The 13,194-nt window shown below is 36.3% G+C and carries 8 protein-coding genes; 4 read left to right on the forward strand and 4 right to left on the reverse strand.

Annotation, left to right across the window (positions count from 1 at the left end; translation table 11 throughout):
• Window positions 1-32: 32 nt before the first annotated feature.
• Window positions 33-1,019 (reverse strand): hypothetical protein, encoded by a 987-nt coding sequence (locus tag AN34_RS18805; protein WP_051666721.1) that lies wholly within the window; start codon window positions 1,017-1,019, stop codon window positions 33-35.
• Between the two features lie 184 nt (window positions 1,020-1,203).
• On the opposite strand from AN34_RS18805, the gene AN34_RS18810 reads away from it, so the two are divergent.
• On the forward strand, window positions 1,204-2,430 hold the full coding sequence (locus AN34_RS18810; RefSeq protein WP_029288061.1) for an MFS transporter: 1,227 nt from the start codon (window positions 1,204-1,206) through the stop codon (window positions 2,428-2,430).
• A gap of 39 nt (window positions 2,431-2,469) precedes the next feature.
• Here AN34_RS18810 and AN34_RS18815 read toward each other — a convergent pair whose 3' ends face one another.
• Window positions 2,470-3,450 (reverse strand): glycoside hydrolase family 43 protein, encoded by a 981-nt coding sequence (locus tag AN34_RS18815; protein WP_029288064.1) that lies wholly within the window; start codon window positions 3,448-3,450, stop codon window positions 2,470-2,472.
• Between the two features lie 150 nt (window positions 3,451-3,600).
• On the reverse strand, window positions 3,601-4,971 hold the full coding sequence (locus tag AN34_RS18820) for a dipeptidase (protein WP_029288067.1): 1,371 nt from the start codon (window positions 4,969-4,971) through the stop codon (window positions 3,601-3,603).
• A 249-nt stretch (window positions 4,972-5,220) separates the two neighbouring features.
• On the opposite strand from AN34_RS18820, the gene AN34_RS18825 reads away from it, so the two are divergent.
• Window positions 5,221-6,195 carry an SGNH/GDSL hydrolase family protein gene (locus tag AN34_RS18825; protein WP_029288069.1) on the forward strand — a complete coding sequence of 325 codons (975 nt, stop codon included), beginning with the start codon at window positions 5,221-5,223 and terminating at the stop codon, window positions 6,193-6,195.
• 37 nt (window positions 6,196-6,232) lie between these two features.
• On the opposite strand, the gene AN34_RS18830 is transcribed toward AN34_RS18825, so the two are convergent.
• A complete protein-coding gene (locus tag AN34_RS18830) occupies window positions 6,233-6,556 on the reverse strand; it encodes a DUF493 family protein (RefSeq protein ID WP_051666722.1) in 324 nt (107 codons plus the stop codon).
• Between the two features lie 455 nt (window positions 6,557-7,011).
• Here AN34_RS18830 and AN34_RS18835 point away from each other — a divergent pair, with 455 nt between their 5' ends.
• Together AN34_RS18835 and smc are read left to right on the forward strand one after the other, a co-directional pair.
• The gene (locus AN34_RS18835; RefSeq protein ID WP_029288073.1) at window positions 7,012-9,309 is read left to right on the forward strand and encodes an ATP-dependent helicase; all 2,298 of its coding nucleotides are present in this window, start codon (window positions 7,012-7,014) and stop codon (window positions 9,307-9,309) included.
• 291 nt (window positions 9,310-9,600) lie between these two features.
• Complete coding sequence (gene smc / locus AN34_RS18840) at window positions 9,601-13,140, forward strand: chromosome segregation protein SMC (protein WP_029288075.1); 3,540 nt, start codon at window positions 9,601-9,603, stop codon at window positions 13,138-13,140.
• The last annotated feature ends 54 nt before the right edge of the window (window positions 13,141-13,194 follow it).

A 13,194-nucleotide genomic window follows, 5' to 3' on the forward strand; every position in this document is an offset into this window, starting at 1 on the left:
TATCGACGGTGTATTTAATAACTATCAATAAATTATAAACTCACCTTTTCGCCAGCGTAAACAATGAAACCAGGCTTTCCGGCTGCATTATATTTAAAGATAAGGTCATCCGTAGTCTGATGTTCCAATTTTACTTTTTCCAATAAATTCAGGGAAGAATCTTCATAACCTAAAAAATTATCCCTATATATCTTCAGCTCAGTAGAATAGTAAAGATTAACAGGATCAATGTTATTAATGTTTACTTTTATTTCATCGAAAGTCCATTCCTGATTTTCAGAACGATCGATAATCTCTTTCATTTTATCTACATTAAAATTGATCAGTGTTTTAAGCTTCGTTGGCTTATTTTCACTTCTCTTCTTTGCGCACAGGTTTACCGTAATTTCCTCTGGTAGATAAACCACCCCTTCGCCTAACTGACTAGCCAGATTCAACATAATAAAAACCTGTGGCTCTGTAATGAGGGCTCTGTTTAGCGTTTCACTGATCACAATATCTACATCAATATCTTGCAAAACATAATTGGTTGCATCAGCAATTTCAATAGATTTCACATAACTATTCAAATCGAAGGCTGTAATTACATCCAATAATTTGTGGTAACTGTTCTCATTAATTTCGAGTAAGGTAAACTGCACTTCTGCAGGACTAAACTGCACCATTATCGGAAGTGCCAATGCGGCAAAGGGACCTGTACCAGCATAAAGAACATGTATGGGGCCATCTCCTTGCAGCAACTTATCTTTAATGGCTAAATGTAATCCCCTCACAAAACGTTGGGTTCTAAATACTTCTTTCACACAGTTAGCTGCCCAAAATGTACCAATGGCACTGCCAAACTTTGATCGAATATCTGTTCTGTCGGATATTTCATCAGCCTTTATTTCGCCAAGTTCAAATAAAAGTTGAGTATAAGAAGTAATGGCAGGTACCAGTTTATCATGAAAATCTTGAGGTAGAAGCAAATCATTGCTGATGTTAACCAGTTTATCTTTCAGGTTTTGAGATGGAAGCATTAATTTGAAGAGATTAGATTGTTAAATAAAGAATGCTGAAAGATAAAAAAGAATACAATTACTTACACCCTATCTGAAAGATTTTCTAATAAAATCGATGTCCGATCTAATAGGTAAAACTATCTTTTTATTTTAATATTAAATCGGCGGGGCTTTATTACTTTTGTGCGCTGGAAAAATTAATATGCTCAAACTGATCTTAAATACCTATAAATCATCCTTTAGTGGCCTGAGTCGTGAGACCTGGTTGCTGAGTATTGTCATGATGTTTAACCGTTGTGGTAGCATGGCCGTGCCTTTTATGGGATTATACGTCACTCAGAGTTTGCATAGAACAGAGATGGATGCGGGTTTAATCATTACACTTTTTGGTGTGGGTTCTATTTTAGGTTCGGCAACGGGCGGAAAGTTGACTGATATAATTGGTTTCAGACCAGTACAAATTTTATCCTCCATTATCGGCGGACTGCTTTTTATCGTATTCTCAACCATTACGCACTTTTCTACACTTTGTATTTTGGCTGTTGTGATTAGTTTTTTCTCTGAAGCATTTAGACCTGCAAATTTTACGGCAGTAGCGCACTATGCAAAAACAGATACCATTACCCGTTCTTACTCACTAAACAGATTAGCCGTAAATATTGGTTGGTCAGTTGGAATTAGCATGGCAGGTATTATTGCCTCCATTAATTACAAACTACTTTTTATTGTAGAAGGCTCGGTAAGCATTTTGGTGGGTATAGCCATTATGGCTTTACTCCCTAAAGTGCAGGATTTTAGGAAAAAGGCTAAAGAAAACCGTATAAACATGGTGATTATAAAACCCTGGCAAGATGCTTTTTATGTTAAATTTATTTTGCTTACCACTCTTTTTATTACCTGCGCATTCTTGATGTTTAGGGTTGTTCCAGTATTTTTTAAGGAGGAATGGCATATTGATGAATTTGCCATTGGCATTATTATCGGATTAAACGGCGCAATTATAGCATTGTTCGAAATGATCATGATTAATAAAATAGAGAAAAAAAGATCACCCATGTTTTTCATCATCATTGGTTCCATTTTCTTTGCTGTATCTTATTTATTATTAAGTGCTCCAATTATTTTTCATATCATCACGGCAGTGTTAACCATTGTTACTTTTACTATTGGTGAAATGTTCGTTTTACCTTTTATCAATACTGTTGTCATTAGCCGGAGTAACGAGCATAATCGTGGCTTATATGCAGCGGGCTACACATTAAGCTGGTCTTGTGCTCAGGTTATCGGACCTTTTGGCGGATTTTTTATTGCCCGTCATATGGGCTATAACTGGCTTTGGTTTGGGCTAGCTTGTGTATTACTGGTATGCGCTTATGGTTTTAGCCTGCTTGATAAAAAACAGCAGAAAGCTATTCTCGAAGCAAATTAGTTTCATATTCAGCTATAAAGCTGAATATGAAACCAAAATTTATTTTACTTTTTGAGCCTTTACACCTTCATTGGTAATTACAACCGGCAGAATCATTCCGTTGGCATCAAATTTCATTTCATCAATACAAGTAACACGATGGTTTCCATCAGTTTCTGTTAATGGGCGACGGTGGTAAACAATATGATAAGTACCCTTTTTCTCATTAATAATAACAGAATGATGCCCGGCTCCAGTTGCAATTGATGGATCTTGTTTTAATATCTTGCCAATCCTTTTAAATGGTCCGAAAGGGGAATCACCTACTGCATAAGCGACAGAATAATCAGGGCCAGTCCATCCGCCTTCACTCCACATAAAATAATATTTTCCATTTCTGATGAACATGTATGGTCCCTCAACATAATTGTCTGGCGTAATTTCCTTAAAAATCTTTCCGTCTTCAAATGGCAGAAAACCACTAAAATCCTTATTGAGTTTAGCGATATTACAGTGTTTCCAGCCACCATAAATCAAGTAATACTGACCGTCTTTATCCTTAAATACAAATTGATCAATGGGCTGTGCACCATTATGAAATTTATCTACCAGGGGTTTTCCAAGATGATCTTTATATGGTCCTTCCGGCCGATCAGCTACGGCTACACCAATGCCTCCAATTTCCTGATCGCTCTGGATATCGTTGGCTCCAAAAAATAAATAATACTTTTTATCCTTTTGAACAATAGCCGGAGCCCACATGGCTTTATTTGCCCATTTAACCGCTGAGGTATCTAAAATATGATCATGTTTTTTCCAGGAGATTAAATCATCTGATGAAAATGCATCCAGAAAAACCTGCTCTTTATACTTGGCAGAATAAGTTGGATAGATCCAGTATTTATTATTAAAAATAGCGGCGTCAGGATCTGCATACCAACCCTTAAAAATTGGATTACCTGATTGCTTAATCGTTTTAGTAGATTGAGCAAAAGAAGCAAAGCCTGCTAAAAGTAAAAGAGATGAGATTGAATATTTCATGAGCACAATGTAAAAAATATTTATGTGGAAATGATTAAAAGTGAAATATTTTCGAGAGTAATTCAGACTAAGGCAACAGAACTGGTTGAAAAATAAAAGGTGGAAGTTATTCATGTTATTGAATGCCCTCCACCTCTTAATTGATTCAAATTATTTACTTAACTCAGCAAAATATTTGTGAAATAAAGGTAGCGTCTCTATACCTTTATAGTAGTTATAAATATCATATTTTTCATTTGGAGAATGCAATGCATCGCTATCTAAACCAAAACCAAAAAGTACTGATTTAATACCCAATACATCTTCAAATAAGGCAACAATTGGAATACTTCCACCACCACGTGTTGGAATGGCTTTTTTATCGAAACTATCTTCTATTGCTTTTTCTGCAGCCTGATAAGCGATGCTATCCGTTGGCGTAACAACAGGTTCGCCGCCATGGTGAGGCGTAACTTTAACCTTTACATTTTTAGGGGCAATGCTTTCAAAGTGTTTAGTAAAAATATCGGCTATTTCTTCTGAACTTTGATTAGGCACCAAACGCATAGAAATTTTAGCATTGGCTTTGCTTGGTAACACTGTTTTTGCACCTTCACCAATATAACCACTCCATATTCCATTTACTTCTAACGTTGGGCGTGTACCTGTTCGTTCTAAAGTAGAATATCCTTTTTCACCCCAAACTTCTGCAATATCAAGATCCTTTGTATATTCTGCTTCATCGTAAGGTGCTGAATTTAAAGCTTGTTTTTCTTCAGCTGTCAATTCTACCACCTGATCATAGAATGCAGGAATGGTGATGTGATTATTTTCATCATGCAGGGAAGCAATCATTTTACAAAGAATAGTTGCCGGGTTAGCTACAGCGCCACCGTAAACGCCTGAGTGTAAATCTCTATTCGGACCAACTACCTCCACTTCCATGTAAGCCAAACCACGCAAACCAGTTTCAATAGATGGGTGTTCCATGCTGATCATTGAAGTATCAGAAATTAAAACGACATCTGCTTTTAAACGATCTGCATTTTCTTTCACAAAAATACCAAGATTTGCAGAACCAACTTCCTCTTCACCTTCAATCATAAACTTAACATTGCAGGCCAGTGTATTGGTTTCCATCATTAATTCAAAGGCTTTTACATGCATATAGAATTGCCCCTTATCATCGCAGGCTCCACGGGCATAAATTTTGCCATCTCGAACGGTTGGTTCAAATGGTGGTGTATGCCAAAGTTCTAAGGGATCTGCAGGTTGTACATCATAGTGGCCATAAATTAAAACCGTTGGCAATGAAGAATCAATTATTTTTTCGCCATATACTATCGGATAGCCAGCTGTAGCACAAATTTCTACGTTTTCTGCACCCGCATCCTTTAATTTCTGAGCTACATAATCGGCAGTTTTCAAAACATCACCTTTATATTTTGGGTCGGCACTTACCGATGGGAAACGCAACAATTCAAACAACTCATCTAAAAAGCGTTGCTTGTGCGTTTCTACATAATTTTTAATCTCTTGCATAACAAAATTAATTTGGACAAATATAAGGTTTTAACATAAAAGGCATATTCAATAATATCCGACTAATAGCTTTATTAAATTATGAAGAAAAAGACTACATTATTAATCGTCTAGGAGTCAATTTAGAAGAGCAAAAGCTTATATCTTTTCACCTGATAAAATTTTATATTCATAAATCGTTTTAATCATTTTTTTGTAAATTGCAGCCTTAATAGACATCTTAAAAATCAACCAGAATGATCATTTGTAATGAAATTTAACGCAAGATTAATTTCTTTTCTGCTGTTGTTTTTTTCTTTAGCTATTTCCGGTGTTGCATTTTCACAAACCCCACCTCGCGTAAGTTGCCCTGAAGCTGCCCAATTTTATGCTAAAGATAGTATCAATATTGTAACGTTCGGTGCCAGTACAGTTGAAGGTGTTGGCGGGGTAGGTTTTCAGAATATGCTCAAAAATAATTTTGAAAACTGCTATGTTAATAAGGTTGTAGACATTACCAATCAAGGTATTGGTGGGCAGACTACCTTTCAAGGATTACTCAGAATAGATAATGCAATTAAAGACCGCACTGGTTTTATTGTAATTTCGATGGGTATTAATGATGCTCTTGCAATTAGCAACGGTAAGGGAAGTTTAGCAGAATCTGAAGCTAACATGCGGCAGTTAATAACCATTAGCTTAAAACAAAAACTCGTTCCCATTTTATGTACTCTACAAAATGTAGACGACAGGAACAATTCGCCTTTGGTTACAACAAATGCAAATATCAGAGCCTTAAATGCAATCTACCGCCGTTTAGTAACTGAATATAAGATTTATCTAGCGGATGTAAACGCAGCGATGAGACGAGACTTTACACTGTATCAGGATGCTTTTCACCCCAATGCACGAGGTTACAGGCTAATTAGTTATGTGATTTTTGATGCAATTAACAAGGCAATCTTTGATAAGTTTTTGATGTTTGTAGTCACACAAAATTATCCAAACCCAGCTGCTTCGCTAACCTATTTAGATATTGTTTTACCTGAAACAGATAAAATTAACCTGCAGGTTTTTGATTTAATGGGGCGTTTGGTTAAAACCGTGATAAACGAATATTTAAACACAGGGAAACATACGCTGGAAATTAATACCTCATCTTTTGTTCCGGGTGTTTATTTTTTTAAAATTACGTCAGATTCAGGCCAGTATAATGTGGCTAAAAAGTTTATCGTTGCGCGTTAAGTGCACCTATCAATTACACTCGCCCAAAATCAAAACGTTAGAGTGCCATAATGCCTTTAATAGTTGCCGATTGTTTATAGATTGAAATAACCTCATCTGCGTTTTGCATTTGTTTTTTTACAGTTATGGATACATATTTACCTGTTTTCGAAGAGTGTTCAATAAATTCATCATCAGGTAGTATCTTGCGCAATTCATCTACTTTATCTAGCCCGCCTGTTATAATAAATTTAAAATTATATATACCTGGAAACGGCTGCACACTTTCTAATTTTTCCTTTAAATTGGCATAAATATCTATAGACTCTCCTTCTGGTACATCAGTTAACTCAATGTTTTTATTAATTTTCTTCTCGTTCATAGCGAAAACATATCAAATTCTATTCCTAAATAAGAATATATTTATTAGTTACAATTTATTTTACAAAGTAAGTAAAATGAGATTATAGATAAGCTTTATGAGCTTATATTTTATTACATTCCAGAATAGTAGATTAATTGTAGAAAGCTAGACGATTATCAACTTATTTTAATAACACATAAGAAATATAAGATTCATTTAAGCCCCATGAGCTTATGTTTTCTTACATTCCTTAAATGGTAAATTAATAATGGAAACTGGACTATTATCAATTTATTTTAACACATAAGATCTATCAACTTATATTTTCTTACATCCTTTATAGTATATTAATAAATTTTATACTAAAATCTACTAAAATGGTGCATAACCGTGAATGATGAACTAATTACCAACACCTCTCCAAAAAAGAAATGAAATTGTTATTTTTGAACTTCAAAAAAACAGGAGCCGATTTGGATTATTTAGAAGGATTAAACCCCCAGCAAAGAGCAGCAGTAGAAAACACTAAAGGACCAGTAATGATTGTTGCTGGTGCCGGATCTGGCAAAACCAGGGTGATCACGTTTAGGGTTGCTCATTTAATTCAAACAGGAACCGATCCTTTTAACATCCTGGTTTTAACCTTTACCAACAAAGCCAGTAAAGATATGCGTGAGCGAATCAGCAAGGTAGTTGGTGCAGAGGCTAAAAACATTTGGATGGGTACTTTTCACTCCGTTTTTGCCAAGATTTTACGTGTAGAGGCTGAAAAGATAGGTTATCCAAGTAATTTCACCATTTACGATACGGATGATAGTAAAAGTGTTATCCGTGCCATTTTGAAAGAAATGCAGCTGGATGATAAGTTATACGCCGCTAATTTCGTTTTTGGCAGAATTTCATCAGCAAAAAACAACCTTATTTCCTGGGGCGAATACCAGGCCAATGATCAGATTCAGGCAGAAGATATTCAAAATAAACGTCCGCTGATTGGTCAGATTTATGAACAATATGCCAAGCGTTGTTTCCGTGCAGGTGCCATGGATTTTGACGATTTACTTTTCAAAACCAATATTCTTTTGAAAGAACATACTGAAGTTTTGAACAAATACCAGCAAAAATTCAGGTATTTGATGGTAGATGAGTATCAGGATACAAACTTTTCGCAATATACCATTGTAAAAAAACTGGCTGCAGCCTATCAGAATATCTGTGTGGTTGGTGATGATGCACAGAGTATTTATGCTTTTCGTGGGGCAAACATTCAAAATATTTTGAATTTTGAACGTGATTATCCGGATTTAAAAGTTTATAAATTAGAGCAAAACTACCGTTCAACACAAAATATAGTTGATGCTGCAAGTAGCATCATCGCCAATAATAAAAATCAGCTGGAAAAAAATGTTTTTTCCGAGAATGCTGAAGGCGACAGGATTAAAGTTTCCCGTGCTTTTACAGATAATGAAGAGGGTAAACTGGTGGCAGAATCCATTATCCAGGAACGCGGTTTAAAAGGCTATAAACATAGTGATTTTGCCATTTTATACCGCACAAATGCGCAAAGCAGGGCGATGGAGGAAGGTTTGCGAAAGCTGAATATTCCATATAAAATTTATGGTGGACAATCTTTTTACCAACGTAAAGAAGTTAAAGATTTAATCGCCTACTTCCGGTTAACCTTTAATCCGAAGGATGAAGAAGCCATTAAAAGGGTGATTAACTATCCAAAACGTGGAATTGGAGATACTTCTATTGATAAAATTATTGTAGCTGCCGCTCAGAATAATGTGACGATGTGGGATGTCATTTCCAATGCACATCAATACGTAGATGGACGTTTAGCCAACCAGCTGAATGATTTCTCTATGATGATTCAAAGTTTTCAGGCTGAAGCTAAAAAATTAGATGCATATGATTCTGCTTTGTTTATCGCGCAACATGCCGGAATTTTAAAGGAACTGTATACGGATGACAGTGTAGAAGGCCGCTCCAGATATGAGAACATCCAGGAGTTGTTGAATGGGATAAAAGAGTTTGCTGAACGTGAAGATATAGAAGAAAAAGGTCTGGATATTTTTATGCAGGATGTGGCGCTCTTAACCAATGATGATAAAGACGGCGATAAAAATAAGGATACTGTTTCATTGATGACGATTCACTCAGCAAAGGGGCTGGAGTTTAAAAATGTATTTATTGTTGGTTTGGAGGAAAACCTTTTCCCATCTCAAATGTCGGTAAACTCCCGCTCTGACCTGGAAGAAGAGCGACGCTTATTTTATGTAGCCATCACACGTGCAGAAGTAAAATTGACCATCACCTATGCAACATCCCGATATCGTTGGGGAACATTGACCAATTGTGAGCCAAGTCGTTTTATCAATGAAATTAATCCAAGATTTTTAGAATTAGATGTTAAACCAGCCAAAAGCAATGTTTTGGAAGGTAATTTTGATGATGAGCGTAAAACATGGACTTCGCAACCGCGTGATTTCTTTAGTAAACCAAAGCCAGCAAGTACTACTTCTGCCCCACCACCCCGCCCGAAAACGACTTCGCTATTGGCTAAAGCTCACGTGCCTACGCCAGGATTTACCCCCTCTCAACCGCATGAATTTCAAGGAGGTATGGAGGTAGAACATGAAAAATTTGGTTTCGGAAAAATCATCAGTCTGGAAGGTGCTTTACCAGATGTTAAGGCTACAGTATTTTTTCAAGGATTAGGTAATAAACAATTGTTATTGAAGTTTGCTAAGTTGATGATAGTGAGGTAAAAAAACCTCACTCTGTTAAAGTCTGTGATTTGGTTTCTGAAATTTAATCCCTCTCTGGGAAAGAGGAGGAAACTGAGGTTAGTGGCTTGAACCTATTGGTTTAAAGTAAAGCCCCTTAAAACTTTCTCTTCTGGAGAGGGAGGCTACAATAGCTGCCTAAATTCTGCCTGAGGCTCTACCCTTTTCTCTGTGAAAATCTCTGTGCACTCTGTGGTTAAAACCCATAAACTTCCGCTTGAAAAACCCCAAAATTATCCTTATTATTGAGTTCGGTACGCCCGATTCAAAACCATGCAACTTACCAGATTAGAAATTAAGGGTTTCAAGAGCTTTGGCGACAAAGTAACCATCAATTTTAATGAGGGTGTTACGGCTATCGTTGGTCCGAATGGTTGTGGGAAATCTAACGTAATTGATGCCATGCGCTGGGTTTTAGGCGAGCAAAGCACTAAAGCTTTACGCTCCGAAAAGATGGAAAACATCATCTTCAATGGAACAAAAAATCGTAAACAGGCACAACTGGCCGAGGTTTCATTAAGTTTTGACAACACAAAAAATATCCTTCCTACAGCTTACTCTCAGGTTACTGTTACCAGAAAATTGTACCGAAACGGTGATAGTGAATATCGCCTGAATGATGTTCAATGCCGTTTAAAAGATATTACTGATTTATTTTTGGATACCGGAATTGGGTCAGACAGCTATTCGATTATTGAGCTGAAAATGGTAGATGAGATTATTACCAATAAGGAGCATAGCCGCCGGTCTTTGTTTGAAGAGGCATCTGGCATTTCCAAATACAAGTTACGTAAAAAACAAACGTTCAATAAGTTAAAAGATACTGAAGCCGATTTAGAACGCGTGGAAGATTTGCTTTTTGAAATTGAAAAGAATTTAAAAACACTAGAAAGTCAGGCCAGAAAAGCAGAGCGTTATTATAAGTTAAAAGAACAGTATCGTGAATTGAGCATTCAATTGGCGACCCATAGAATTGCCTTTTTCCGCACAGACCTTGATGCATTAGAAAGCCAGGAAAAAAATCAGCAAGTAAACAGATCAGAACTGAGTACCAAAATCGATCAGCAGGAAGCCGAATTGCAAAAGCTTAAATTAGGCAGCATTAATCAAGAGAAAAATCTTTCCATACAACAAAAGGCAACCAATGAACTGATCTCCAAAATTCGTAATTACGAAAGTGAAAAGAAGGTAAAGAATGAGCAAATGCGGTTCTTGCAGGAAAAAGAAACCCGTTTAGCTGGAGAACTTGAAAAAGACAAAAATCAACTTAATCATATCAAATACAATATTAAGCGTTTAAATGAAGAGGTTTTAATAGAAACAGAGGTCTTTAATCGCTTAGAAGCTGATTTAAAATTATTAAAGTCAACACTTGACACGCTAAGGGAACAGCAACAAACCGAGAAAAACAGGACTGATCGTCTGATTAAATCGCTAAATGATTTGCAAAATCAGGTTTACCAATCGCAAAAAGAAATAGACATCCTCAATATTCAAAAAGATGCTTTGGTTCAGGAAACCAATAGAAATGAGGGGGATGCAGAAACTAAAACACTGGAGTTGAAGTCCTTTGACCACGCTCTGGCAGAACTTGACGTTAAGGTTTTGGAAAAGCAGCGCAACATCAAACAGTTTAAAGAAGCTGAAGAAATTCTCAAAGAAAAACTAGCGGCATCAGAAATTACCATAGCTTCAACCAAAGAAAAACTTACAGCCGAGAACCGTAAAAAAGACGCTAAACAAAATGAATATAACCTAACCAAATCACTTGTAGATAGTTTAGAAGGGTATCCAGAATCGATTCGTTTTCTGAAAAAAAACAACAACTTTTCAAAGAGTGCCCTACTCCTATCTGATATCTTGTTTTGTAATGAAGATTATCGAATAGCGATTGAAAATTATCTGGAGCCGGTAATGAACCATTATGTGGTTGATCAATATATAGATGCTGTTCAGGCTATTAATTTGTTAACAGATTCCAGTCGCGGTCGTGCAAACTTTTTTATATTGGAAAACATCCCCAACAAAAAACCGGTTTTGATACCACATGAAGGATTAGTTCCGGCACTTTCAGTTATCGATGTAGATAAAAAGTACCAAAATCTTTGCAACCTGCTGTTACAAAATGTATATCTGGCTGTTGCAGAGCAGGAACAAATTTTTAGAGAAAGCCCAGCTGAAAGCCTGACTATTCTCGCAAAAAATGGAAAATATGCACAAAGCAGGTTCACATTATCTGGTGGATCTGTCGGTTTATTTGAAGGAAAGCGTATTGGGCGTGTTAAAAACCTGGAGAATTTAGCCAAAGAAATTAAGGCTTCTGAATCACTAATCAATCGGTATACAGAAGTCATCAAAGCAGATACGGATCAGATTTTCAATCTTAAAGAAGCTTCAAAAGTTAATGAAATTAATACTTTGCAGCAGGAATTGAATCGTTTAAGCAATGAACAAATTTCTGTGCAAACCCGGCGAGACCAATATCAGGAATTTATTACCACTAGCGAAAACCGGAAAACAGATATCGCACAAAAAATCGCTTCTATAGAAAATTCGCTTCAAGAAAAGTTACCTGCACTAGTTGAATTACAGCAAAAACAACAACAGGAACACCTTAACTTGCAGGAACAGCAATTAAATTATCAGGAACTTGCCGATCAGGTAAACGAGTCTGCAGGCAAATATAATCAGGATAATATCCGCTTTCATCAACAGCAAAACAAGCTGGCTGGCCTTGAAAAAGATTTAGATTACCGCTTTGTGCAGGAAGAAGCACTGGATAAAAGAATAGCACAAAATGATCAGGAACTGCAGGAAACATTAGCACAAATTACAGCCACTTTACAACATACTGATCTAAGTGATGATACACTTTTAGAGATGTATCAACAGCGTGAAGATCTGGAAAAAGGCCTTGCTGACATTGAGAAAGAATATTTTGAAAGTAAAGGAACCATCAATGATTTGGAAGGAAACATTACCGTTATTCGTAAAAACCGGGAAGAGACTGATTTTTTATTAACGGAAATCAAGGATAAAAAAAATACCTTGAAGATAGATCTAAATTCATTAAAGGAGCGATTAGCCGTAGAATTTAACATTGACATCAATGATCTCCTAGAAACGGAAATTGGAGTAGAAACATTGGAAAGTGAATTTGAAATCAGGCAGAAAGTAGAAAAAATGAAACGCCAGCTGGATGAATTTGGAGCTATAAATTCGATGGCAATGGAAGCATTTAAAGAAATGGAAGAACGTTATGTCTTTATTCAAAATCAGAAAAAAGATTTAAATACGGCTAAAACAGATCTTCTGCAAACCATTAAAGAAATTGACGATACAGCCAAAGAAAAATTCATGCAGGCCTTCACTCAGGCTCGCGAGCATTTTATAGTTGTTTTTCGTTCGCTGTTTAATGAAGAAGACAGTTGCGATTTGATTTTATCTGACATCAATAATCCATTAGAGGCTGATATTGATATTATTGCCCGTCCAAAAGGAAAAAGACCCTTATCCATCAATCAGTTATCAGGTGGTGAAAAAACCCTTACTGCAACAGCACTGTTGTTTTCCCTCTATCTTTTAAAACCTGCTCCCTTCTGTATTTTCGATGAGGTAGATGCGCCTTTAGATGATACGAACATCGATAAATTCAACAATATTATCCGCAAATTTTCAGATCAGTCGCAGTTCATTATTGTTTCGCATAACAAACGTACCATTGCCAGTACGGATATCATTTACGGGGTAACCATGGTCGAACAAGGCGTTTCTAGGGTTGTAGCGGTAGATTTGAGGGAAGTTGCAGCTTAATAAAAATCCTTTTTTCAAACCTATAAGGTTTTTTTAAAAACAATATTATAATTT

The sequence above is a fragment of the Pedobacter sp. R20-19 genome, from assembly GCF_000708265.2.
In the GTDB taxonomy this organism is placed as follows: Bacteria; Bacteroidota; Bacteroidia; order Sphingobacteriales; family Sphingobacteriaceae; genus Pedobacter.